A 25,642-nucleotide genomic window follows, 5' to 3' on the forward strand; every position below is an offset into this window, starting at 1 on the left:
CTTGTCAGCAAATTTATGTTCTGTTAACAAATTTTAGTAATGGTTTAGAAGGATTAACATATTTTAGACTTTACACATGATTTCTTACAATTACTGTTCAGAAAGGTATTGTAAAACAAAATCATTTAAGATTTTTTTCTCTTCATCACTGCCTTTATTGTCCATATGACCATGATTGATAGAGGTTGTTTGTACCGTTATAGAATACTTTTTTTGTTCTGCTTCAGTAGGAAGTACACCTTCATCAGCCGGATAATCGTTAGAACGTAAAGTATAAATCTTAGGAACAGAAGTTCTTGGCAGAAACATTCTCCGGTTGTCCATTGTGATCAGTTTATATACCAGATTAGGATGCTGATTGCCAAATAACGCTGCCATATCACCGCCATTGGAGTGTCCTATTAATGTCAGATGTTTATAATCCAGTTCCGGTTTTGTCTTTTTAAGTTCATTAAGGACAAACAGAATATTATCCGAACCATTTTGCCAGAAAGGTCTTCTTACCATCTGTAAATTACCATCTGTCGGCAACAAGCTGTCCGTAGTAAGTTCATGTTGAATGCTTACCGTAAAATAACCTTTTGAAGCCAGTTTTTCTGTTAAATAAGAATATACAAAATAATCGCCGCCTTTATTGAGACCATACCCATGATTGAAGATAACAATCTGCTGGTTGGGAATCTTTTTATCAGTTTTTGGATGATAAAAGGCAACAGGAATTTTACGGTTTCTGCTTTGATCAAAAAAGGTTAAAGTATCCAGTTTTACTTCATAATCATGACTTTCAGTATTTTTATTTTGTACAGCACAGCTGGTTATAAAAAGAGGAATAATAAAAAGGGCAGTAAAGAAGTATTTCATGGATGGTTTTTATTTGACAGAATAAAAGAATGATCTTAGTTCATCTGCAAATATATGAGGTAATTCCAATGCGGCAAAATGCCCTCCTTCATTCATCTTTTTAAAGCTGGTTACATTCACGAAACGTTCTGCCCATTCTTTCGGAAACTGAGCTTCACGGGGAAATACAAGCACGCCGGCCGGAACATTGCTTTTTTGATGAACGTGAGTTCCGCTCCATAAAGCCGCAGCATCTTCTTTGTACATTCTCGCAGAAGATCCTATCGTTTGAGTTACCCAGTAAATCATAATATTGGTAAGCATCTCATCTCTTCCTCCAAACGCAGTTTCGACTAATTCTGGTGGCGCTCCTGCATTTATAAAGCTTATGATCCAGCCTGCAAGCCCGACAGGAGAGTCGTTCAGTCCATAAGCAAGAGATTGGGGTTTGGTAGACTGCACCATTGCGTAAGCTCCTTCGCTATACCACCAGTGCTGAACAAACTGTGCGAATTGTTTTTCATCTTCACTCATTGTTGCCGGATCTTCCTGTCCGGTTGGATATCCAACATCTGTAAGATGAACCGCTTCCATGACATCAGGATATTTTGAAATTAATGCTTTTACAACTCCCATCCCTATATCACCTCCGGCAGCACAGAATTTTTCATATCCAAGCACTTCAGTCATCAGTTTTTTCCAAAGATCGGCGACTCTTTCACTGCTGACTGCCGTTTTATCAGAAAAGCCAAACCCTGGAATAGAAGGGATAATCAGATCAAAACTCTCTTCGCCTTCGGTAAGCAAAGGAATAATTTTATGAAAACGGTAATAACTGTCTGGCCAGCCATGGGTAAGAATCAAAGGTTTGGGATTAGAACCTTTACCTCTGATGTATTGAAAATGAATCAGAATTCCGTCAATACGTGTTGTATACTGTGGATGTTGATTTAATTGCTGCTCATGCATTTTCCAGTTGTAATCATTTACCCAGTAGTTGGTAAGTTCTTTCAGATAAGTTTCGTTGGTGCCGTAATTCCAGCCAGAGCCTTCAGGTTCTTCGGGCCATCGGGTGTTTTGGATACGTTTTTCAGGTCGACTATCACCGATTCGGGGATGTTAACAGTAAATGGTTCCATATTAATATATTATATTGGTGTAAAGTGATTGTCTTGAAAGGTGTTGATAATAAGATTGTTATCAAAGTTATAAACTTTCTCTTTTAATAAGTGTTGTCAAAATCATAAATTTTTTGATTTTTTAATGATGAAAAAAAGGTAACTTTAATTCATTAAAATCTCGTAATACATATTACTGATTCAGGAATCATTAGGAAACCTGAAAATCCTAGGTTCAATTTCTGAACCCAATACTTTTATTATATCATATCTAAAAAGCAAAGGCAATACGTCATTTGTAGTATCAACAGTCATTAGCGGTTAATTTGCTGTTGATTATTGATATTTAATATTAAAAAAAATCATTATGAATACCTATAAAATTGCCGTTATCGGCGGTACGGGAAAATCCGGTCAATATCTGGTGCAAAACCTTTTGGAAAAGGGATATTCCCTTAAACTTTTAGTAAGACATCCTGAAAATTTTACCATTCAAAATTCCTTAATTGAAGTGGTAAAAGGAGATGTAAGAGATGAAGCAGCTGTCCGTTCATTGATTGAAGGGACTGATATTGTAATGAGCACTCTGGGGCAGCCCAAAGGAGAGAGATCTATATTCAGTGATGCAGCGAAAAATATCATCAGGGCGATGAATCATCATGGGATCAGTCGTTATATCGCAACCACAGGTTTGAGTGTGAATACCTTATTGGATCAAAAAAATGAAAGGGTAAAAATGGCTACAGACTGGATGTATCAGAACTATCCTGAAACAACGGCTGATAAGCAAAAAGAGTATGAACTTCTTATGGAAAGTAATCTGGACTGGACGTTGGTAAGATTGCCACTCATTCATCTTACAGAAGAAAGTTTTGCAGCGGAAACTTGTCTTACAGATTGCAAAGGGGAAAGCATCAGTGCCACAGATCTGGCCGAGTTTCTGGTTTCTCAGATTAACAATTCTGAATACATCAGAAAGAGTCCGTTTTTGTATAATCTGAAAGAGTAACTATTTTATTAATAAACAGAAGCAGTCGTTTCAGAAATGTCATTCTGAACGAAATGAAATGTAGTGAAGAATCTCATATATTGGTTATCAATGAGATTCTTCCTTCGTCAGAAATCAAAGATTCGACGTAGTCAATGACAAAGTTCAAACTATTTGAATTCTGAGATGGCTGTTTCTGTTTTTATATCTTTTTATTTCTTACGGCCATACATCAATATTCGCTTAAAGGCATAGATGGCCGGATATTTTGTAAACCTTTGTGAGATACGTGATTTAAATTCAGTAATAAAACTTTCTTTTTGATCTCCTTCCAGACGTTCCAGATAAGGTAATAAGGCTGTTCCTGAAATAAATTCATATAAAGCCTCATGATCATCTGCAATAATAGGATAAACCTTCTGGAAAATTTCTATATCCTGAATTCCGTTATCAAAGAGAATCTGAGCATAATCATCCATGGAAAGCACCGGCGAATCACGGTTGAAATGATTTAACTGTGATACATAAGGTTCTTCGTCTGCCATTTCCGTAAGAATTTGATTGAGAACATTTTCTTTCTGAACAGGCATCTGAATAGCGAGCTGTCCTGCAGGTGATAGCAATCCAATGATTTTAGGAAATAAATTTTCGTGATCATCTGCCCATTGTAAAGCCGCATTACTGAAAACAAGATCCCACTTTTGATCAGACTGTACTGTTTCTTCAATGCTCTGAAGCTTAAAGTGTAAACTGTCTTTTTCAAATTTTTTTGATTTTTCAAGCATTTCTGCTGAAGAATCAATTCCTAAAAATGTAGAACCTGTCAGTTTTTCGGCTAAAATGGAGGTTTGTTCTCCGGTACCACAACCTAAGTCAATGGCTTTTATATCGTTTTCAGGTTTGATTAATGCTGATAAATCGTAGAAGGGTTTGTAGCGTACATCTTTGTATTGATCGTATAATTCCGGATTCCAAGGCATAAAAATAATTTTGAAATGATATATAAAGGTAAAGAATCTATTTTAAAACAGGTGTTAAAATGCAGCCCGTTATTATTTAAATCAGCATAAAAAAAAGCGACTGTTTCTAAAACAGTCGCTTTTCATTTTATTGTTCAAGTTTTTCCTTGATGTATTTTGCGGTGTAAGACTTTTTATTTTTTGTCAGATCTTCAGGAGTTCCTGCAAATACAACTTCACCACCGTGTTTTCCTGCTTCCGGACCAATATCAATAATATAATCGGCACATTTGATGATATCAGGCTGATGTTCAATAACAATCACGGAATGCCCAAGGTCAATCAATGCCTGCAATGATTTCAACAGCTTCTGAATATCATGGAAGTGCAATCCTGTGGAAGGCTCATCAAAGATAAATAAGGTTTTATCTGTCGTTACCCCTTTTACGAGGAATGAAGCCAGTTTTACACGCTGTGCCTCACCACCGGAAAGGGTAGAAGAGCTTTGTCCCAGCTGCAGATATCCTAACCCAACTTCCTGAAGAGGTCTCAGTTTTGTTACGATCTTTTCTTCATTATTATCTTTAAAGAAGTCCAGTGCTTCATTTACCGTCATGTGAAGGATATCCGAGATGTTTTTCTCATCAAATTTTACTTCAAGGATTTCGTTTTTGAATCGTGTTCCTTTACAAACCTCACATTCAAGCTCGATGTCTGCCATGAACTGCATAGAAACGCTGATCACTCCTTCTCCTTTACATTCATCACATCTTCCTCCATCTACGTTGAAAGAGAAGTGTTTAGGCTTATAACCCATCATTTTCGCTATTTTCTGCTTGGCAAAAAGATCACGGATGTCATCATAAGCTTTCAGATAGGTTACAGGGTTTGAACGGGATGATTTTCCAATCGGATTCTGATCAATAAGTTCAATGTTTTTGATCAGTTTTTTCGGGAATTCTACAGAATCATAGTCTCCTTTTTTACCACCCATTCCAAGCTGGATCTGAATGTCATTCGTAAGGATTTCTTTCATCAAAGTAGATTTTCCACTTCCTGAAACCCCGGAAATAACAACCAGACTTTCCAGAGGAACATCTACATCTATATTTTTAAGGTTGTTCTGACGGGCTCCTTTAATATGGATCCATTCTTTTCCTTTTCTTCGTTTCTTCGGAACTTCAATTTCCAGTCTTCCGGTAAGGTATTCCGAAGTAAGGGTATTGGCTTTTTTCAGATCTTTATAATCTCCTGCAAATACCAGCTCACCACCAAGGTAGCCCGCTTCCGGACCAATATCAATAATATAATCAGCGGCTCTCATGACATCTTCATCGTGTTCTACCACAATTACAGTGTTTCCAAGGTCACGAAGATTTTTCAATACTTCAATCAGGTTTTCCGTGTCTTTAGAGTGAAGGCCGATAGAAGGTTCATCCAGGATATAAATAGATCCTACCAATGAACTCCCTAAGCTTGTTGCCAAATTGATTCTCTGACTTTCTCCTCCTGAAAGGGTATTGGAAGTCCTGTTTAGTGTTAAATAACCTAACCCTACCTTTAATAAAAATTCCAGGCGGGTGGTGATTTCATAGATCAGCCTTTTAGCAACCTCTTTGTCATGATCTGAAAGCTTTAATCCATTGATTACAGGAGCCAGTTCATCCAAAGGAAGCTCTATCATAGACTGGATATTATGTCCGTCTACTTTTACCCAGCTTGTTTCTTCACGTAGTCTCAATCCTTCACACGTAGGACAAAGGGTTTTTCCTCTGTAACGTGAAAGCATTACCCTGTACTGGATTTTATATAAGTTTTCTTCAAGCATTTTGAAGAAATTATTGATGGATGGGAAACTGCTTTTTCCATCACCTTTCCAAAGGAAATTTTTCTGTTCTTTTGTTAATTGGTGATAAGGTTTATGGATAGGGAAGTCACCTGCTTTTTTAATGAAGTCTTTTTTCCATTCACTCATGGTTTCACCTCTCCAGCTGACAACGGCATCTTCGTAGATGGATAATGTTTTATTGGGAATTACAAGATCTTCGTCTATTCCGATTACTTTTCCATATCCTTCACATGCAGGGCATGCACCGTATGGATTATTGAAGCTGAAAAAATGAACATTCGGTTCAAGAAATTCCATTCCGTCCAGTTCAAACTTATTGGAGAATTCTTTTACTTTTTCAGTATCTGTATTTTTTAACGAGCAATAGCCGCGTCCTTCATAAAACGCCATCTGGATAGAGTCCGCAAGCCTTTGCAAAAAGCTTTCGTCTTCTTCATAGGAGAAACGGTCAATGACAAGATTGATCGTCATTCCTTTTTCAGGAACAAATCCAAAGCTTTCCAGATCCTCGATTCCTGCTAAGTTTCCGTTGATTTCAAGTCTTGTGAAACCTGCCAGTTTTAAAATATTCAGGGTTTCTTTAAAATTGTCAGCATCATATTCTAAAGGAGCTGTCAATAAGAAAGAAGTATCTTTTTTGGATGCTTTGATAAAATCTACGACATCAGAAACCGAGTCTTTTTTCACTTCTTCTCCCGAAACAGGGGAAAATGTTTTCCCGATTCTGGCAAAAAGAAGTTTCATATAATCGTAGATCTCCGTAGAGGTTCCTACCGTAGAACGCGGATTGGAAGAAATTACTTTCTGCTGGATCGCAATAGACGGCGCAAGTCCTTTAATGTCATCTACTTTTGGCTTTTCTAATTTCCCCAAAAACTGACGTGCATAAGAACTTAAACTTTCAACGTACCTTCTCTGCCCTTCAGCATAAATGGTATCAAAGGCTAAAGATGACTTACCGCTTCCTGAAACTCCTGTAATCACAATCAGTTTATTCTTCGGGATCAGAACATCTATATGTTTCAGATTGTTAAGATGTGCATTCTTAACGAAAATCTGTTTTTTTATGTCTATTTCTGTTGTATTAGCCATATTTTGTTTATTCATAAAAGTGACTGTACAGCATTAAGGCTGCCAGTATAATGGTGTTTTGCCACAGAATATTCCAAGGCTGTCATCAATTGAATTTTTCCTCTATTCTTGAATCTGTCTGATCTTTTTAGCCTCATTTTTTAAAAGAATGCATTAAAAAATACAGTTGAAAAAGAATAATTTCATTATAAAATTAAGACCCACAAAATTACGAATTTTTAGTGAAAATTTTATGCATATATTATTGTTAAAAATTATTATTATAAATGGTAAATCACACAATTAAAATTGGAAAATAATCATCGAAAAATGATAAAATCAAGTGGGTTTTGTGATTTATTCTTCATTTATTGTTTATTTTACTGTACTTTATATAGTTTTAGAAATTATGTTAAATTTTTTCATGAAACTATTGTTTTGTATTTTAAAATTATTTAAAATTGTACCAGTAAATATGTAATATAGATATGAGAAAATTATTCAGAGATCTGGTTACACATTTAATGAAGAAAAGATAGAATTACTCCCTCACACACAGATGCAGCATTACGCTGCATCTTTTTTTATGACAACTATCATTTGCCTGTCTTGGTGAACTCCCTTACTTTTGGAATCTGTTATAAAAGAAAAAACTACGGAAACGATTATGATCAAAAAGATAGGAAGTGCTTTTTTTCTGGGATCTTTACTTTGGGTAAATGCACAGGAGAAGACAACAGACATTGAAAGCATTGAATTTCAGGGAAAATTTATCTCTACACCTTATAAAAGTGCCAACCAGAATATCAGCGTTATCAGCAGAGAAGATATTGTAAATTCTCCGGCTAAAAGTATAGACGAAATTCTTCAGCAGGTACCCGGAATGGATATCAGAAGGAGAGGAGCCAATGGGGTACAGAGTGATATCGGTTTCCGGGGAAGTTCTTTTGAGCAGGTTCTTCTGCTTCTGAACGGAATCAGGATGAATGATTCCCAGACCGGACATAACAATATGAATATTCCCGTTGATCTGGATGACGTAGAAAGAATAGAAATCATAAAAGGGCCGGCTGCCAGACGTTTTGGACAAAATGCTTATGCAGGTGTGATCAATATCATTACTAAAACGGTTCCCGGAAAGAAAGTGAAAATCAGTGCAGATGGAGGAGATTTCAGTACGTATGGGCTTGGATTCAATGCGCAGATAGGAAATGAAAAATTCACCAATTCCCTTCAGGCCAACTCTTCCTCTTCAGAAGGGTATATGTTCAATACTGATTATGAGATAAGGAATGTCTTTTATCAGGGAAAACTGAACATTAAAAACGGGGACGTAAAGGTTCAGGCAGGTTTTTCGGAAAAGAAATTCGGGGCCAATGGTTTTTATGCTTCCAGTGCTGCAACAAAACAGTATGAAGAGACACAGGCATCTATTGTAAGTGTAGCTCATCAGCAGACGTTTGGGAAACTGAAACTGAATTCAAATGCATACTGGAGAAGAGGACAGGATATGTATCTTTATAACAGATGGGATCCTGATTTTTACAGAAATATGCACATTGGAAATAATGTAGGTGGCGAAGTAAATTCCAGCTACCAATGGGGATTGGGAACAACCGGAATTGGGGTAGAATTGAGAAAAGAATTTTTGGTGAGCAGTAATCTGGGTAACAGAAACCGCTTTGTATCTCAGGTTTTTTTTGAACATCATTTTTCATTACTGGATAAAAAACTGAACATCAGCCCGGGAATTTCATGGGCCAACTATTCTAAAGAAGGAAATTTCTTTTATCCAGGTTTAGATGTCGGTTATAACTTTAATCCTAATAGTAAAATCTACGGAAATATTGCAAAAGTACACCGTATACCAACCTTTACCGAACTTTATTATGTAAGCGGAACGGAACAGGGAAATCCTAATTTACAGCCTGAAAATGCGCTTTCATCCGAGGTAGGATATCAATATCAGAATAACAAAATTTTAGCTAAAATAAGCGGGTTTTTAAGGAACTCCAGCAATTCTATTGACTGGGTTAAAAATGACCTTAAAGACAAAGTCTGGTTTGCAGAAAATGTAGGAGATATCAAAACCAAAGGGATTGAAGCAGAGTGGAGCCATAGGCCTTTAGACTGGCTGAAATATACGGTTGGATATACTTATATCGACAGTAAATATGAAGAAAAAACTGGCTTGGTTTCAAGATATATTCTGGATAATCTGAAGCACCAGCTGGTTTCCAAATTAGAGGTGAAATTCCTGAAAAACTTTACCAACGAGCTTGTTTACCGTTACAATGAAAGAGTAAATCTGGGAACTTATAATCTTCTTGATGAGAAGCTGAGTTTTGCTAAAAAAGACTACTCAGTCTATGTTTTGATTAACAATATTACGAATACAAACTACACGGAAGCATTTGGGGTAGCAATGCCACAAAGGTGGTTCCACATTGGGTTTTCTTACACAATTAATATTAAGTAGGTGTTAATTTAATATTAATGAAAGTTAATATTAACAAATTGTTAAAAAATATACATTTGCAAAAATTTTTTATGAAACGTCTTATAGGCTTAGGTTTACTACTTGGAATTTCTTTTTTTAAAGCACAGGAACATATTTCCAGCTTCAATGCAGTGACTCTGACCTATAAGTTTCATCCGAAATTTTTCCTTTATGCAGAAGGGCAGATGCGTGGTAATGAAGAGTACACTTATCCTGATTATTATGAGATAAAAGGGGGCTTAGGATACAATCTTACCCAGAATCACAAGCCTTTTGTGGGATTGGGAAGATATGTTAACTATAAAGAGCACAGCTTAAGCAGAGAGGAGTTCAGAGTATGGCTTCAGGATGTTATTGATATTAAAAAAGGCATTGTAAAGTTTGAAAACCGTTTTCGTGTTGAAAAAAGCTGGTTCTATGAGCCTAAAACGGATCTTACTTCCCAGAGAATGCGCTATAGATACCGTCTGAATGTAAGTGTCCCTTTAAACTCCAAAACCATTAAAAAAGGAACTGTTTTCGCTAATGCATATGACGAAATCTTCTTTGTAAGCCCGATGAAGCCTAGTTTTGCCAGAAACAGAGTCTATGGCGGTTTCGGCTATCAGATAGATGATTACTTTGGGATAGTAAGCGGATATCTTTGGCAGCGTGAATTTGAAGCAAAAGGGAATAAAAATTTACATTTTGTTTACCTTGCGTTAAACATCAACATTGATGGAACAAATCATCACACAAAAACCTATGATTTCCCGGGGGCGGATTAATTCTTATTTAAACCTGACTGAAAATTTAATAAATCCAGCTTAGAATTAAGATAATGATCATTAAGTAATGCCCGGTATTTTTCAATCAGCAGGGATACAGCACTTACCTCATGTTCAAGATATTTGTCTTTGTTGAAGTAAATGTATTCGGAATCTACAAATTCCTGAAAAAGGTTTTTGTCTTCATCACTTAAGGCTTCCTTATAAGCTGAGTTTTCAAGAAGTACTCTGGTCTTTTGTTTAAAAGGTTCTTCTGCTTTTAACAGCTTGGCTCTATGTTTACGGATTTCTTCAAAAGGTAAAGTGACTGCCATAAACTGCAGATATACCGTAAATTCATTTAGACTTTTCTGGAAATCATCAAATTCTCTGTCTATGACGGCCAGTTTTTTATACTTGCCAAGCAGGTCTTTTTTAAGGTCCTCATTAGAAATATGATAATAGTGTTGAAAGATCGCTTTGTCATTTTCCAGAAGTTCTTCCTGTACTTTTTTCAGTTCATTTTCAAGATCAGGAATAAGTTTTCTGGCATCTTTTGCTTTGTACAGACTGCCATCAAATCTGAAGGTTTTTATTTCTTTCGGATAGGAAGCCAGATATTGCAGAGTCTGTATATCACTCTCTATTCCGGATTTTTCGTAGACTAAAGATACTTTCTTGTCACTGAAAAGTTCAGAAGCATGATGAGGTGAGGAGCTTGAAATTACAGATTCAATATTTTCTACAATAGGATTATGCCTTTCGTAATATCCGTTAAAATCTGAACTGAACGTTTTATAGGTACTGTTGTCCAGATAGAGTTGTATAAAGCTTTCATCATCTATCACTTCACCTACATTTTTTACACTGCGTAAAGTGAGGAATTTTGATGTCATGATTTCGCAGATACTATCAAAACCACTGATGATTTCTTTCGCATATCTGTGGTCTGCAGCTGTATTCCTGGTTTCGTTTGTTTTAATCCTCTCAATTCTTTTTAGGATATCCGGATGTGAAGTCCATTGGTCTTCAATTTCTATTCTGGATTTATTATACCGGGTAAGATCTTCGGGATCTATTTTAGGAAGTCCGTTTACATAAGGATGATTATTTCTTTCGCATAAGATTTTCATTAAAGAAATCTGGTTCTTATAAAGATCCTTTGGAAGGTATTTTTGCTGGTTTTCAATATAAAAATTAAAAGAATAATTAAAAGCAGCATCACTTAATTCCAGTCTTAACAGCGATGAAGCCTGCTCTTCAGGATTGGTAATAAAGGTTGAAATAGCATCTGCATGATATTCCATTTCTCTTTGGAGAGAAGCATGGTTTTTGAAAAGAAAATTTGATATACTTTTAAGAACAGATTGAAATGCATTGATGAAACTAACCGAAATCAGACCAAAAATTTTAAAAACAGCATTGCCTCCCGAAAATTCCAATATGAAATTTTCATACTCTTTATTATTGTAAACAGTTTCAAAGATTATTTTTTCAGCCTGATTCACATAGCCGCCTACCTTCATGCTTTTCTGAGAGAAATGTCCAAACTCATGAGCTAAAATGGATCTTAATTCTCCCACGCTGGTTGAATTGATAAGTCCAACCCCTATCGTCAGGTTTTTCTTTACCGGCAAAAACATACTCCAGAAAATAGAATTATAGCTTACACTGGCATTCACATCAGGTGAAAGAAAAACTTTCTGCGGTGTATTTACTTTGGTTTCAGCTACAATTTCATCAATAATTGCAAACAGCTCAGGCTGGTGGGATCTGTTGACTTCTATCAGATGACGGGTACTGTAATGCGTCTTTTTGAAAATAAATTTAACGAGAAATATAAACACAAAAACTCCAACACTTAGCAATCCTGCTGCACCAAAAACTGTAAAGTAATTGAGAGAAATACTTAACAGCTTTATTGCTCCGTATCCTAATAAGAAGATCATCAGGAGTGAAGCGAGTATAAGTATCAGATAAATCAGGAAAAAAACTGAAATAGATACAATAGCAGAGACCAGCTTGGATTGATAAGCTGATGAAATTTTAGGGAGGTTATTAGTCATGTGTTTTTTATTAATATTTCTCTATCAGATAGCGATACGCTTTCAGATATTTGTTGAATCTTTTAATATCTTTAGGCGTAAGTTCTCTGTTGACTCTTCTAAGATCCATATTGTCACGAAGGTCATTTAGTTTTACAGCAACAGAGAGAAGAGATCTTTCTGTTCTTTTAATGAAATCATCGTAATCTTCTTCCGGATCAAACTTGGTAAGGCAGCTGATAGCGAAAATGATATATTCAGGAAACCCTTCAGACCTTAAATAATCCAGACTGAATTCTTCCGGATGGTCTTCTACTACATCATGCAGTACACCTACAATTTTTTCGTCCAGTGTTTTACCATAATTCATCACACGCATTACATGGGCAATGTACGGGGCATGGTATTTATCGGTTTGTCCTTTATGGGCTTTGTCTGCAATTTTAATTGCTCTATTCAGTAATTCTTCTTTTGTCATTTCTAATGAAAAATAGAGTACAAAAATAAAAAATGCCTTAAAAAAATAAGACATTTTTATCAAGATTATTTCAATTCATTTTAAAGACTGGCTTCATCCTCTACGTGAGCGTGTGGAGCATTGTTTTTTACAGATTCTATTCCGTTTTCCATGCCGTTATCAGATTCATACATCTGGCTGGTTCCTATGATCTGCCCGTTTCCTGCCTTTAGATTGAAATAACATCTGCCGTCATTGGCTGTATTTCTTTCAAATTTTGAATCTTCCTGTGCATTGGTCTTTACAGATCCGATTCCGTTTTCACAGGAAGGTTTTGTGCTGTATCCCTGGCTGGTTAAGATAACCTGTCCGTTTCCGGCTTTGAGGTTAAACTGAAAGTCTCCGTTTGTTCTTTTAGAGATAATAAATTTTCCCATGTTTATTGTTTTTTGAATTGGTGTTGTGTTATTTAGAGGGTATGAGTTTTTTTGGACTTACCTGGAGTTTGTCGGGCGTAATAGCGTTTAAAATTTTGTATTGCGAATAATCCTTTGCAGGCTCTTTCAAAGCCAGATACATCATAGTATCATTAGGTTTCTTAATCAACATCTTATAAAATGCTGTCCGGGGTTGATCCGATTTCAACGCAAAGTATCCGGGGAATTTCCCTTTGCTGACAATTTTTACGGTATCTGTTTTGGGAATAGGAAGTAAGTTGTCCTTTTGTTGTGCCGTCAGAGCAGCAGATAAAAGGAGTAGGGGAAATAATGTCTTCATGTTATGTTTTGCGTTTTATGGTTTTTAGTTATAATAAAATTAGCAAAAATTATTGATATTTAAAGTTTTTTAAATGTCCATTCATCTTTTAATGATAACTGATATCTTTTTGTAATGATCTTTTTAGGAAATAAGATTTTAAGCAGTATATTTTCATGGTGATCATCCTTTTTATCGGAAATAATAGCTATGGAGAAATAAGAATGATTTCCTTTCGATTTCCATTTTTCAAACTCCGTATCTCTATATATTTGCAGGCTTTCATCACTTTCATCTCTTTTCCTGTCCATCCAAAATAAATCCATCTTTAAATAACCAGGATAATCATTGGTCAGGTTCTTTATTTCATCGATCAGAAAAGGATATTTTTTCAAAATCATGCGGGCATCGTTACATCTGCTTTCTTCGAATTCCTGCATCGCTTCAGTACCACAAACGACTATCCTGCGATCTACAAATACCTTTTTGGGTTTCTCTGGTTTGGAATGATAGGCACCCAATATTTTGTTTAAAACATGATCTTCAAGAATACCATTGCAGGCTAAAGTATCACTCTGTCTGCGCTGTGACAAAGCAATAACGGGTAGTAAAATAGTAATGATAAAATATAATTTTAATTTCATGTTTAGTTTTATCATTTAAATATAAAAAAAACGCCCCAAAATGAGGCGTTTTGAATCAAATTTATGTTGTTAAAGACTAATAAGCTCCTTTCTCAATATAGTGAGTTGCAACTTTTTCAGTTAAAGCCACTACATTCGGCTGATTAGTATATTTTGTGAATCTTCTTAATCCGGAAAGCATCATTCTCTGTTCGTCGCCTTCCGCGAAAGAAACAATTCCTTCTTTTGCTGAAGAAATGATTTTGTCGATAGCTTTGTAAAGATTTAATTGAGCCATCGCAGCTTCTACAGAATCAGCAGAGAAATGTTTTTCAGCTCTTAAAACTGCAGATTCTGCCATGTAGATCTGGTTTAGGATTTCAGATGCATTCAATAGCAAATGCTGTTGTTTCTCAATATCCATCATATATTTCTGAAGAGCAGCTCCGGAAACCATTAAGAATACTTTCTTAAGATTTGCGATAATTGCTTTTTCCTCACTCATAAATTCTGAATAATCAGGAACTTCAAATGAAGGAATACCCATCAATTCTTTGCTGATTGCCATTGCAGGAGATAAAAGGTCCAATTCACCCTTCATTGCTCTCTTGATAAGCATTCCTACAGCTAAAAGCCTGTTGATTTCGTTGGTACCTTCATAGATTCTTCCAATTCTTGCGTCTCTCCATGCAGATTCCATCGGAGTATCTTCTGAGAATCCCATTCCACCATAAATCTGAATTCCTTCATCAGCTGTATTTTGAGTAAGATCAGACACAAAAACTTTTAAGATAGAAGCTTCCACTGCAAACTCTTCAACACCTTTCAATTCAGCTTGTTGGTGATCCATTCCTCCGGCAACCAATTCTGCAATTTTATCTTCTACATTTTTTGCTAAACGGTAAGAACCGGCTTCACTTACGAAAACTCCGGTTGACATTTCAGCAATTTTCTTTCTGATGGCCCCAAAAGTTGAAATGGAAACTCCAAATTGTTTTCTTTCGTTTGCATACTGAATAGAATGGTTTAAAATTCTTCTTTGTCCGTCAAGATTGGCAGCAGCTAATTTAATTCTACCAACATTTAATGCGTTCAAAGCGATCTTGAAACCATTGTTTCTTTCTCCCAACATATTTTCGACAGGAACTTTCATATCATTAAAGAAAACCTGACGAGTTGAAGAGGAACGAATTCCTAATTTATGTTCTTCTTCACCAAAAGTTAAGCTGTTTGGATCTTCTAATTCTGAACGGTTGATAACAAAACCTGTAATATTTTTATCATCATCTATTTTAGCAAATAAAGTGAAAGTATCAGCAAAACCAGCATTGGAAATCCACATTTTTTGTCCATTGATGATGTAATGTTTTCCGTCATCAGACAATTTTGCTCTTGTCTTTCCTGAATTGGCATCAGATCCGGCATCCGGTTCAGTCAGGCAATAAGCTCCAAACTTTGTTCCTGTAGCTAAATCCGGAAGATATTTCTTTTTTAATTCTTCACTTCCGTAAAGAAGAGTTGGAAGAGTCCCGATTCCGGTATGTGCTCCATAAGCTGTTGCTAATGAGCCATTTCCCCCTGAAACATAATCGCAAGCCAACATGGTGCTCACAAATCCCATTCCAAGACCACCATATTCTTCGGGAACAGTAATTCCCAAAAGTCCCATTTCACCTAACTGACGCATTGTTTTTTCGGTCAATTCATAGTCTTTTTTCTCAAAACGGTCATGATGTGGAATCACTTCTCTGTCTATAAATTCTTTCGCAGAATCACGAAGCATTTTTTGTTCTTCACTCAGTTCTTCAAGACTGAAAATTTCGTTTGCAGGAATTTGTTTGATCAGGAATTCTCCGCCTTTTAATGTAGCCATATGTTATTTTGTTATTTAAATTTTTTTTAAGACATTTAGATAATAGATGATAGACTTTCATCCTTGTCTATTTTCTCTCGGTCTATTATCTCCTTATCTTTTTTCTTATTAGTCTCTGTTTAAAGTATTCTGAAATACCATTGTTGCTTTTTGAAATTCCTCAATCTTAGTTTCAAAGATTTCGGTTTTTTCATCAGATAAATATTTTCTATGATTTGCCAACAATATTTGTGTTTGCAATTCAAAGGATGAACCTAAAGAAATATCTAAGAAATGACTAAAAGACTTATTTGTTCTGCTTGAACCTTCAGCTATATTGGATGGAATTGAGATTGAGCATCTGTCTATTTGACTTTTCAATCCGTATTTTTCATAAATTGGAAAAGTATCTGTAAGATCTAAAGTTAATCTTGACAACTCCATACTCATTTGCCAAATTTTAAGCTTCTTAAAATTGTGCCTTTTAAAATCATTCATGCATTTCTTGTGTCTCTTACCTTCTATTATCTATCCGTCTATTCTCTATTTGTCTATTAAAGTAGTTCAAAAATAGAAGCCGCTCCCTGTCCGGTTCCCACACACATAGAAACCATTCCGTACTTGTTGCCTCGTCTTCTCATTTCGTCAAGAAGTTGAACGGTTAGCTTCGTTCCAGTACATCCCAGTGGGTGTCCAAGGGCGATGGCTCCTCCGTTTACGTTTAAGATGTCAGGATTTAACCCTAATTCTTTTTTGATAGCAACAGATTGAGAAGCAAAAGCTTCGTTAAGTTCGATCAACTCGATATCTTTTAATTCTAAACCTGCTTGTTTTAAAGCTTTTGGAATAGCATAGATAGGTCCCATTCCCATGATTCTTGGCTCTAATCCGGCTGCAGCATAAGCAACTAATCTTGCTTCGGGCTCCAATCCTAATTCTTTGACCATTTCCTCACTCATTACCATCACGAAAGCTGCTCCATCACTCATTTGAGAAGAGTTTCCGGCTGTTACGCTTCCTCCGTTGGCGAATACAGGTCTTAATTTTGCTAAACCAGCTAGAGAAGTATCAGCTCTTGGCCCTTCATCTACTGAAAAATCAAACTTTTTAGTCTGCATTTTCTGATTTTCATCCAGAAAGTTATATTCTACAGGAATCGAAACAATCTGGTTGGCAAATTTTCCTTCCTGATTTGCTTTTAAAGCCTTCATATGAGATTCGAAAGCAAACTGATCCTGTTCTTCTCTTGTAATATTATATTGCTTAGCAACTTCTTCCGCCGTGTAACCCATTCCCCAATAGTAATCAGGGTTAGTTTTTGCGATATCCGTTTCTGGAACAGGTTTGTAACCTCCCATCGGAATATATGACATCGATTCTGTACCACCCGCGATGATGCAGTCTGCCATTCCAGCCTGAATTTTTGCAGAAGCAATCGCAATTGCCTCACTCCCTGAAGCACAGTATCTGTTTACGGTTACTCCTGGAACTTTATCTGTATTTAAACCCATTAAGGAGATCAAACGGGCAACGTTTAATCCTTGCTCTGCCTCAGGCATTGCATTTCCTACGATAAGGTCATCAATTCTGTTTTTATCTAATTGTGGTAGCTCAGCCATTAATTTTTCAATAACGGTAGCGGCCATGACATCAGGTCTTGTAAATCTTAAACTTCCTTTTGGAGCTTTTCCAACGGCAGTTCTGAAACCTTTTACTATATATGCTGTTTTCATTTTTTTTTGTTTAATTAAATTGTTTTAAGAATTTTTTGCCTCGTAGAGGTAAACTGTTCATAGTATTTGTTTATGCTTTCTTTGTGGAGCTCCGTAGGAGCGACCTGTTAATCAATAACCCATTCAAATAAATATTTTGGATCATATTCTATCTCAAATTTTGACATAAAATCCAGATATTCTTCTCTAAAAGTTTTCTTTTTATGATGTTCCTCCTGATTCAAAATATATTTTACAACAGAGTCAACACTGCTTTTAGAATAAGAAAAAGCTCCGTACCCTTCTTGCCAATTGAATTTTCCATTTATCCATCCTTTTTCATTGATGAATTTTGAAGAACCAGCTTTAATATCTCTTATTAAATCTGAAACCGATAGTGTCGGATTCATACTTACAAGAATATGGACATGGTCTGGCATTGCAAAAACTGCGAATAATTTTTGGTTTCTATTGGAAACAATACCTGTAATAAACCGATGTAACTCTTCTCTGTTTTCTTTTGAAATCAGATTTTGTCTTCCTTTTACAGCGAAAACAATTTGAATATAAATCTGAGTGTAGGTATTTGCCATAAATTAACAGGCCGCCTCTACGAGGCTCTCCAATTTTTAAATTATTCATGCTATTAACAGTTTGCTCCTACGGAGCTGCCTGTTAGTTTCTCAAAGGTTTTCCATTTTGCAACATATACTGAATTCTTTCCAGAGTTTTTCTTTCACCACAAAGCTGAAGGAAGGTTTCTCTTTCAAGGTTCAATAAATATTGTTCTGTAACAACTGTTGGCTCAGACAGGTTTCCACCTACCATTACATTAGCTAGCTTATCTGCAATTTTCTTGTCGTGTGCAGAGATGAAGTTTCCGGTTAGCATCTGGTCAGTTCCTACGTAGAACATTCCTAATGCATCTTTACCAAGAACTTTTACTTTCTGCTCGATAGGTTGAGTATATCCTTGTTCTGCTAATAATTTTGCTACTTTTTTAGCTTCAGCAATTTGTCTGTTTTTGCTTACGGAAACAATGTCTTTTCCTTTTTCAAGGATACCCATGTCATAAGCTTCATATGCTGAAGTGGCTACTTTACCCATTGCAATATTCATGAAAGCATCACGAAGTCTGTTATTTTTCACATCATCACTGTGGAATTCTCTGGAAGTTCTTAAAGTCAATTCTTTAGTTCCACCACCACCAGGAATGACACCCACTCCGGTTTCTACTAGTCCGATGTAAGTTTCTGCTGCTGCAACCACTCGGTCTGCATGCATCGTCATTTCGCATCCTCCACCTAGAGTCATTCCGTGAGGAGCAACCACAACAGGGATAGAGGAGTAGCGTACTCTCATCATAGATTTCTGGAAGTAAGCAATTGCCATATTCAAATCATCCCAATCCTGCTCAATAGCCATCATGAGAATCATCGCAAGATTAGCACCTACAGAGAAATTTGTTCCCTGGTTTCCTACAACCAATCCGTCATATTCTTTTTCTGCTAAGTCAATCGCTCTGTTTAACCCGTCAAGAACTTCGCCTCCAAGAGAGTTCATTTTTGAGCGGATCTCAAAGTTGATGATTCCGTCTCCTAAATCTTCAATAGAAGCACCGGAATTGCTCCAAAGTGTTTTGTTTTTTCTGATATTGTCTAAGATGATGAATGCATCCTGACCAGGAATTTTGTTGTATTCCCCTGAGTTTTTATCAACATAAATACTTTGGCCTTCATCATTTACTTTATAGAAGGTTTCTACGTTTTTCACCCAGTCAGAAACTTCGTATCCTGCATCTTTCGCAAGCTCAATACCTTTTGTAACACCTACAGCATCCCAGATTTCAAATGGACCATTTTCCCATCCGAAACCAGCTCTCATGGCATCGTCAATTTTATAAACTTCGTCAGAAATTTCAGGTACTTTGTGCGAAACATAAGCGAATAATGCTCCTAAAGATTTTCTGTACAATTCACCCGCTTTATCTTTACCTCCGATCAAAACTTTGAATCTGTCAATTGGTTTATCAATCGCTTTTGTTAATTCTAAAGTAGGAAATGATGATTTTCCTTGAAGTTCATACTCTAAAGTATCAAGGTTTAATCCGTGAATTTCAGATTTTCCTTCTGCATTTTTCACTTTTTTATAGAAACCTTGTTCCGTTTTTGAACCTAACCATTTATTATCCATCATTTTCTGGATATAAGCTGGAAGTGCAAATACATCATTGAAATTATTGGCTTCGGCACCGCTCTGGCGAACTCCGTTGGCAACCATAACCAAAGTATCAAGACCTACAACGTCAGCTGTTCTGAACGTGGCAGATTTTGGACGGCCGATCACCGGACCTGTTAATTTATCAACATCAGAAACGGTAAGGCCTAATTTCTGTACATTATGAAGAAGATCCATCATAGAGAATACTCCGATTCTGTTGGCGATGAAAGCCGGGGTATCTTTGGCTAAAACAGTCGTTTTACCTAAGAATTTCGCTCCGTAATTCATATAGAAATCAATGATCTCAGGAGCTGTATCGTTGGTAGGGATAATCTCTAAAAGAGGAAGGTATCTAACCGGATTGAAGAAGTGTGTTCCTGCGAAGTACTTTTTGAAATCTTCGCTTCTTCCTTCTGTCAGGAAGTGAATGGGAATACCGGAAGTATTAGAAGAAATCAATGTTCCCGGTTTTCTGAACTGTTCAATCTTTTCGTAAACAGACTTTTTGATATCAAGTCTTTCTACTACCACTTCAATGATCCAGTCCGTATTTTTTATTTTCGGCAAATCATCATCGAAGTTTCCGATTTTAATTCTGTCTGCAAACTTTGGTGAATAAAGAAGTGCAGGACTTGCTTTTTTAAGTTTTTCAAAGTTTTCAGAAGCAATTCTGTTTCTTACTACTTTGTCATCTTTGGTCAAACCTTTTTTCTGTTCAGCTTCAGTAAGTTCAAAAGGAACAATATCCAAGAGTGATACTTCAACACCGATGTTGGCGAAGTGAGCTGCGATACCGCTTCCCATAATTCCTGAACCAAGAACCGTTACATGTTTGATTCTTCTTTTCATATGTAAATTTTTAGTTTTATAAGATTATATGACACCCAAAGGTCCCATCATAATTTATTTTCTGTTGTTTAATAATTCGTTTGCTATTTTCATGATTTCGGTCATCACGTCTTTGAAAGCATCCAGCTTTTCGGGAGCAATTTTTTCCATTACCTTCTTGTTGAAGTTAACAACGACTTCCTTTGACATATTTCTGGAGTTTAATCCTTTATCTGTAAGCTTAATGATAACCTCCCTTTTATCAGTGGTTGTCTTTTCCTTATAGATATATCCGTTATCTTCCAGAAGTTTGATGATTCTCGTTAATGAAGTGGGTTCAATAGCCATCTTTGGACCAAGATTGGTACTTCGGGTTCCTTCTTTGGGATCAATTTTAAGAAGAGTAAGCGCCTGTACCGCTGTGGAATCATGTTCCTGGGCTAGTTCTGTGTACATTTTAGAAACAGCCAACCAGGTCTGCTTTAAAATTAAATCTACGTTTTCTATTTTTTCCTTATTATTATCCATCATTTTTGCGCCAATGGTTTTACCCAAATGTAGTAAATATTATGCATGCATAGTATTTATTAACGTTAAATTTTGTTAATAACCTGAGAATAAATAGGTTAAATTGTATGATTAGCATAATACTATGCATGCATAGTATGTGGATTAATCAAAGAAAACCCAGTATTAATGAATGTTTTGGATCAAATTAACGATTTCTTCAAAAGATTCACATTGGTATTTGCTTGAATCTTTAGTAATAACCCAAAAACCATTCTGAAAGTGAAAATTGAGCGTAGAAAGGTCTTTTGGAAAGTTTTTTTGAAGCAGAGAATACAGCATTTCTTTATGAAACTGCGGTGCCAAGATGAAAGGCGGAATAAAAGTCTCATTGATTTGAAATAACGATGCATTGGTGAGTTCATCATGTTGGAGAAGAATATCCTCAACAATTCCTGAATACAGATGATTTTCTTTTACATACCATATCTTGTCTGCAAATTCTTTAGCCAGCCTCCAGTCATGGGAAGAAAATAGGATAAGTTTGTTCTGTTCTTTAGCCAGTTTTCTCAAGGTTTTAAGAATAATGATTTTGTTTTTTTCGTCCAGATGGGTAGTTGGCTCATCCAGAATAATGATCTGAGAATTCTGGGTTATTGCCCGCCCGATGAATGCTTTTTGAAGGTTTCCGTCGGATAGATTTTTCAGAAGGGTATACCTGTACTGATTTAAATCCAGTTCTTCAATGATATGGGCAACTTCCTCACGGTCTTCTTTTTTAAGCTCAAAATAAAAAGGATAGTAGATGTATTTTCCAAGAGAAATAAGATCTTCAACCGTATAATGCTGCGGAATCACCGACTTTGAAAAAACAATAGCAATATTCTCCGCAATTTCTTTTACAAAAAGATTTTTTACATTTTTCCCATTAATAGAAATCTCTCCATGCAGTAAAGGAAGCTGATGCAGAATAGATTTGATCAGCGTTGTTTTTCCCACACCATTATTACCAATCAGCAGGCATACATCACCAAGCTTCAAGTCCGCATTAGCATTGGAGATTAAGGTTGTATTATAGCCGATATTTGCCTGTTTGATCTGTAGGTGCATATTTTTGTTGGTTGTACGCAAAGGCGCAAGATTATTGCAAAAATAATGTTTTTAAGGCGCAAAGAATTTGACAAAGTCAAATTTTTATATTTGTTTTAATTTATAAATAGTTTACAACCCTAGTTACACCGTTTTTGAAAATATCAGATTGAAAATTGAGCAGCAGTCCTAATTTACAGTTTGTTATTTTTAAATAGGTTAAAAGCTGTGCCTTATGAGTCGGGCTGATATAATCTACTGTTTTTATTTCCAGAATTACTTTGTTTTCAATAATAATATCGAGTCTGAAGGCATTTTCTATTCTTAGATCTTCATAAATGATTGGGAGTAATTTCTGTTTTTCTATCAAAAGCTCTGATTTTGTTAATTCATAGAACAGACATTCTTCATACACATGTTCAAATAGTCCTGCTCCAAGTTTCTTATGAATCTTTAATCCTGTTTCAAAAACAATTTTTGAAATTTCGTTTTCTGTCATTTGTAGTGTTTTATTGAATTTAAATATAAGAATTGTTAAGTAAGCATGTAGCGAGGTAATTATAATTTTATTTATTAAAGTATTTTGGGTAAACGCAAAGACGTAAAGATTTTTATGCAATTTGCATATTTTAAGACGCAAGAAAATCAAAGATTTTCAGCAAGTGTTTAAAGATGTTTGTGGTTTAGAATATGCAGTGTTAAATTTTATCGCAGATAAAATCTTTGCGCCTTTGCGTTTTCCAACAAAAGGTTATACCTTATTCTGCTTCAGAAGCATCATCAGAATCACAGGAATTCCAAATACAGAGCTTATCACATTCAGAGGTATTTGTGTTTTTTCTGCAATCACTGAGAAAAGCAACATGATCAGCATTCCCAGAAACATATTAAGAATCCACTGCTGCCAAAGTTTTGAAGGGTTATAAACGAGTCTGCAAAAGTGAGGAACAATAATTCCGACAAAGAGAATAGGTCCTAGAAATGCAGTAATAGAAGCCGAAAGGAGAGAGGAAGCGATTATTATTAAAAGCTTCAGCTGTTTCAGGTTTACTCCTAAACTTTGTGCATAGGAATTCCCAAGAGAGTTTCCAATGAGAGGTTTTATAGCCCGGAAACAGATGAATATTCCAATTAAAACCAAGACAAGTAATACATAAATCTGGTTTCTGGTCACCATATTATTGGCTCCGAATGACCATAATATATAGTTTTTTAAACTTTGATTCTCTGCATAAAACTGAAGCAGTGATACAATTGCCCCGGCAAAGGCAGAAACAAGAAATCCAAAAATAATAAGATAAGATTTGTCCTGAAATCTATTAGACATCGATAATAATATCAGCATCAGGAGTAAACTTCCTCCAATAGCTGATAAGCTGAGAAAACTGTTTTGTAAGAATTCAGGAAGTAAAATATTATGCGAAAAGAAAATATAAAAGGCGACAGACAGGCTGGCTACCGAAGTGATTCCCAATATATCAGGTCCTGCCAGCGGATTTTGAAAATATTCCTGCATCAGAAAACCTGAAGTAGGAATTGAAATTCCGGCCAGCATCATGACGAGAACTCGGTTGATACGGATTTCGGCGATTTGATTATGAGCAGAATCCAGGAAGAAATCCTGGAAATTTAAACTTAAAAATCCCGTGTTCAGATTGATGACAGCACTAATAATAATGGCAATCACGAATAGCAAACACAGGATTTTAAATCTTTTTGACATGATTCAGAAAGAGCTCAGTCTATTTTTATTTTAAAAAAGAATCGATTTTTGAATTTAATACATCTTCCGTCATCATTCCCAGATATTCATCGGTTTTATCTCCTTTTCTCATAAAAGTGAAAGGAATGGAACCTCCGTCCCATTGTTTGAAATTGGAAGAGAAGAAATTTTGATCTAATTTTTGTCCATCAAGTAATATAATATTTCCACCTAGTTTATTTTGTGTTGCAAAATTTTTAACTGCACCAGCCCATTCTGCCTTATCATCAAGATTGATGAAAGTGAATTTTACAGGTTTACCCTTTAATTCCTCCATTTTACTTTTAAAACTCGGAATTTCTCTCATACATGGGCCGCACCAGGTTGCAAAAAAGTTGGTGACATATAAAGTATCATTATTTTTTGCTAAATGCTGGCTGATATTTTCAGGAGAAAGTTCTTTTGGGAGAATTGTACTTCCTTCAGGTTCTGTGTGTTGAGATACAGAAAGAGAGTCTGTAGCTGTGGTGTTTTCAGTTTTCTGACCTTCTTTTTTACAGCTGTACAATGCAGTAAGAAGTAACGTGGATAAAATTATCTTCTTCATAAATTATTTTTTATCTATTTTTGAATTGAAGTTATGGAACAACAAATCTATAAAGGGAAACTGATACAGTTTCATCCGTTAAAAATAGCGAAAAAGGAAGAGCTGACCAAAAATACTTTTTCTCTGGAGTTTGATATTCCTGAGAATTTAAAAGAAAATTTCAGATTTGAAGCAGGGCAGTTCGTTAGTGTAAGATTTCAAGCACATGGTAAAGAGGTTATTAATGATTATTCAATGACTTCGGCGCCTTATGAGGGAAAAATATGCCTGGGAATAAAGATCAACTCCCCTGAAGGTGCTGCTTCACAGTTATTTCAAAACTATAATGCAGGTGATGATCTGTGGGTGAGTGATCCAGGAGGTAGATTTACCCTGGTTTCCAAACCCAGTGAGTTCAGAACGATTGTAGCTTTTGCCGCGGGTATTGGAATTACCCCGATTTTGAGTCATTTTAAAAATATTCTTCACAACGAACCCAGAACACGGTTATTTTTATTTTTTGGAAATAAAAGTTCTGACGATCTGGTGTATCGGGAGCAGTTGGATAATCTTGCCAGAACATGTGGTGACAGGCTTCAGATTTTTTATTTCTTTTCGCAGGAGAATACAGGGGATCAGTTTTTTTATGGCAGATTGGATGCCAAGAAACTAAATCTTATCATCAATCAGATTCTTCATCTGGACGATACGGACGAAGAATCTACGATCTGGGATGCTGTGGATGAAGTGCTGATCTGTGGAAAAGGAGAAATGATCAAGACACTAGCCAATGCTTGCTATCACCACGGGATTCCGAAAAAGAATATTCATTTTGAACTTTTTGAGGAATTTAATGATGATATTTATCCAGTAGAAAAAGAATTTCCTCTGATTGAAAATATAGAGGTTGAATTTACCATGCTCGGAAAAAAATATACTACTCAACTTTCTGATAATAAGGATAGAATCCTGCAACAGCTTCTGATTCAAAAGTTTCCGGTTCCTTATTCTTGTAAGTCCGGAATTTGTGGAAGTTGTGAGTGTTCTTTGGAAGAAGGAGAGGTGGAACTGTTGGAAAATGAGTATCTTACCGAAAAAGAGGAAGAGCAGGGACATATATTAGCTTGCATGTCTATTGTGAAAAGTAAAAAAATAAAGCTTAACTTTGATCTTAGTTGAGAGTTATTAGGAACA

At 35.9% G+C, this 25,642-nt stretch carries 23 protein-coding genes; 4 read left to right on the top strand and 19 right to left on the bottom strand.

Translation table 11 applies throughout. The annotated features are described in order from the left end of the window. Positions 1 to 90: 90 nt before the first annotated feature. Both AC57AW_RS12770 and AC57AW_RS12775 read right to left on the bottom strand, forming a co-directional pair. Entirely contained in the window at positions 91 to 861 is a 771-nt protein-coding gene (locus AC57AW_RS12770; RefSeq protein WP_496352184.1) for an alpha/beta hydrolase, read from the bottom strand. A 9-nt stretch (positions 862 to 870) separates the two neighbouring features. Then, positions 871 to 1,950, bottom strand: coding sequence for an epoxide hydrolase family protein (locus AC57AW_RS12775; protein WP_496353884.1), 1,080 nt, complete (start codon positions 1,948 to 1,950; stop codon positions 871 to 873). A 375-nt stretch (positions 1,951 to 2,325) separates the two neighbouring features. On the opposite strand from AC57AW_RS12775, the gene AC57AW_RS12780 reads away from it, so the two are divergent. Continuing rightward, entirely contained in the window at positions 2,326 to 2,967 is a 642-nt protein-coding gene (locus tag AC57AW_RS12780) for an NAD(P)-dependent oxidoreductase (RefSeq protein ID WP_496352185.1), read from the top strand. A gap of 191 nt (positions 2,968 to 3,158) precedes the next feature. Here the strand turns inward: AC57AW_RS12780 and AC57AW_RS12785 are convergent, their stop codons facing one another. After that, complete coding sequence (locus AC57AW_RS12785; RefSeq protein ID WP_496352186.1) at positions 3,159 to 3,926, bottom strand: methyltransferase domain-containing protein; 768 nt, start codon at positions 3,924 to 3,926, stop codon at positions 3,159 to 3,161. 127 nt (positions 3,927 to 4,053) lie between these two features. Then, positions 4,054 to 6,846: an excinuclease ABC subunit UvrA gene (gene uvrA, locus AC57AW_RS12790; RefSeq protein WP_496352187.1), complete on the bottom strand. Its 2,793-nt coding sequence runs from the start codon at positions 6,844 to 6,846 to the stop codon at positions 4,054 to 4,056. Between the two features lie 646 nt (positions 6,847 to 7,492). Between uvrA and AC57AW_RS12795 the strand changes: the two genes are divergently transcribed. Together AC57AW_RS12795 and AC57AW_RS12800 are read left to right on the top strand one after the other, a co-directional pair. Continuing rightward, the gene (locus AC57AW_RS12795; RefSeq protein ID WP_496352188.1) at positions 7,493 to 9,304 is read left to right on the top strand and encodes a TonB-dependent receptor plug domain-containing protein; all 1,812 of its coding nucleotides are present in this window, start codon (positions 7,493 to 7,495) and stop codon (positions 9,302 to 9,304) included. A gap of 71 nt (positions 9,305 to 9,375) precedes the next feature. Further along, the gene (locus AC57AW_RS12800) at positions 9,376 to 10,092 is read left to right on the top strand and encodes a DUF2490 domain-containing protein (protein ID WP_318846031.1); all 717 of its coding nucleotides are present in this window, start codon (positions 9,376 to 9,378) and stop codon (positions 10,090 to 10,092) included. Here AC57AW_RS12800 and AC57AW_RS12805 read toward each other — a convergent pair. From AC57AW_RS12805 to AC57AW_RS12875, 15 genes are all read right to left on the bottom strand, one after another. Further along, positions 10,089 to 12,137: a M48 family metallopeptidase gene (locus AC57AW_RS12805; protein ID WP_496352189.1), complete on the bottom strand. Its 2,049-nt coding sequence runs from the start codon at positions 12,135 to 12,137 to the stop codon at positions 10,089 to 10,091. The two genes, AC57AW_RS12800 and AC57AW_RS12805, sit on opposite strands and share 4 nt — an antisense overlap. A gap of 10 nt (positions 12,138 to 12,147) precedes the next feature. Beyond that, positions 12,148 to 12,594, bottom strand: a complete 447-nt coding sequence (locus AC57AW_RS12810) for a phosphohydrolase (protein ID WP_047375800.1) — start codon at positions 12,592 to 12,594, stop codon at positions 12,148 to 12,150. Positions 12,595 to 12,674: 80 nt separating this feature from the next. Beyond that, positions 12,675 to 13,010 carry a YegP family protein gene (locus tag AC57AW_RS12815; protein ID WP_496352190.1) on the bottom strand — a complete coding sequence of 112 codons (336 nt, stop codon included), beginning with the start codon at positions 13,008 to 13,010 and terminating at the stop codon, positions 12,675 to 12,677. A gap of 28 nt (positions 13,011 to 13,038) precedes the next feature. Further along, a complete protein-coding gene (locus AC57AW_RS12820; RefSeq protein ID WP_496352191.1) occupies positions 13,039 to 13,350 on the bottom strand; it encodes a hypothetical protein in 312 nt (103 codons plus the stop codon). Between the two features lie 59 nt (positions 13,351 to 13,409). Further along, positions 13,410 to 13,973, bottom strand: coding sequence for a hypothetical protein (locus AC57AW_RS12825; RefSeq protein WP_496352192.1), 564 nt, complete (start codon positions 13,971 to 13,973; stop codon positions 13,410 to 13,412). Between the two features lie 76 nt (positions 13,974 to 14,049). Further along, a complete protein-coding gene (locus tag AC57AW_RS12830) occupies positions 14,050 to 15,825 on the bottom strand; it encodes an acyl-CoA dehydrogenase FadE (RefSeq protein WP_496352193.1) in 1,776 nt (591 codons plus the stop codon). Between the two features lie 108 nt (positions 15,826 to 15,933). Then, the gene (locus AC57AW_RS12835; protein ID WP_496352194.1) at positions 15,934 to 16,302 is read right to left on the bottom strand and encodes a four helix bundle protein; all 369 of its coding nucleotides are present in this window, start codon (positions 16,300 to 16,302) and stop codon (positions 15,934 to 15,936) included. A 56-nt stretch (positions 16,303 to 16,358) separates the two neighbouring features. Beyond that, positions 16,359 to 17,537 carry a thiolase family protein gene (locus AC57AW_RS12840; RefSeq protein ID WP_318846024.1) on the bottom strand — a complete coding sequence of 393 codons (1,179 nt, stop codon included), beginning with the start codon at positions 17,535 to 17,537 and terminating at the stop codon, positions 16,359 to 16,361. A gap of 107 nt (positions 17,538 to 17,644) precedes the next feature. After that, positions 17,645 to 18,109, bottom strand: a complete 465-nt coding sequence (gene tnpA / locus AC57AW_RS12845) for an IS200/IS605 family transposase (protein ID WP_496352195.1) — start codon at positions 18,107 to 18,109, stop codon at positions 17,645 to 17,647. Between the two features lie 82 nt (positions 18,110 to 18,191). After that, positions 18,192 to 20,585 carry a 3-hydroxyacyl-CoA dehydrogenase/enoyl-CoA hydratase family protein gene (locus AC57AW_RS12850; protein ID WP_496352196.1) on the bottom strand — a complete coding sequence of 798 codons (2,394 nt, stop codon included), beginning with the start codon at positions 20,583 to 20,585 and terminating at the stop codon, positions 18,192 to 18,194. Positions 20,586 to 20,639: 54 nt separating this feature from the next. Continuing rightward, entirely contained in the window at positions 20,640 to 21,092 is a 453-nt protein-coding gene (locus AC57AW_RS12855; RefSeq protein WP_034694513.1) for a MarR family winged helix-turn-helix transcriptional regulator, read from the bottom strand. 165 nt (positions 21,093 to 21,257) lie between these two features. Then, positions 21,258 to 22,181, bottom strand: a complete 924-nt coding sequence (locus AC57AW_RS12860) for an ABC transporter ATP-binding protein (RefSeq protein ID WP_496352197.1) — start codon at positions 22,179 to 22,181, stop codon at positions 21,258 to 21,260. A gap of 100 nt (positions 22,182 to 22,281) precedes the next feature. Beyond that, the gene (locus AC57AW_RS12865) at positions 22,282 to 22,659 is read right to left on the bottom strand and encodes a GxxExxY protein (protein ID WP_496352198.1); all 378 of its coding nucleotides are present in this window, start codon (positions 22,657 to 22,659) and stop codon (positions 22,282 to 22,284) included. A gap of 252 nt (positions 22,660 to 22,911) precedes the next feature. Next, positions 22,912 to 23,883 (bottom strand): FecCD family ABC transporter permease, encoded by a 972-nt coding sequence (locus tag AC57AW_RS12870; RefSeq protein ID WP_318846020.1) that lies wholly within the window; start codon positions 23,881 to 23,883, stop codon positions 22,912 to 22,914. Positions 23,884 to 23,908: 25 nt separating this feature from the next. After that, the gene (locus AC57AW_RS12875) at positions 23,909 to 24,469 is read right to left on the bottom strand and encodes a TlpA family protein disulfide reductase (RefSeq protein ID WP_496352199.1); all 561 of its coding nucleotides are present in this window, start codon (positions 24,467 to 24,469) and stop codon (positions 23,909 to 23,911) included. Positions 24,470 to 24,502: 33 nt separating this feature from the next. Between AC57AW_RS12875 and AC57AW_RS12880 the strand changes: the two genes are divergently transcribed. Then, the gene (locus AC57AW_RS12880) at positions 24,503 to 25,627 is read left to right on the top strand and encodes a 2Fe-2S iron-sulfur cluster-binding protein (RefSeq protein WP_496352200.1); all 1,125 of its coding nucleotides are present in this window, start codon (positions 24,503 to 24,505) and stop codon (positions 25,625 to 25,627) included. Positions 25,628 to 25,642: the final 15 nt, after the last annotated feature.

The organism is Chryseobacterium sp. BGA-UO-ETr-SB22 (genome assembly GCF_059567885.1).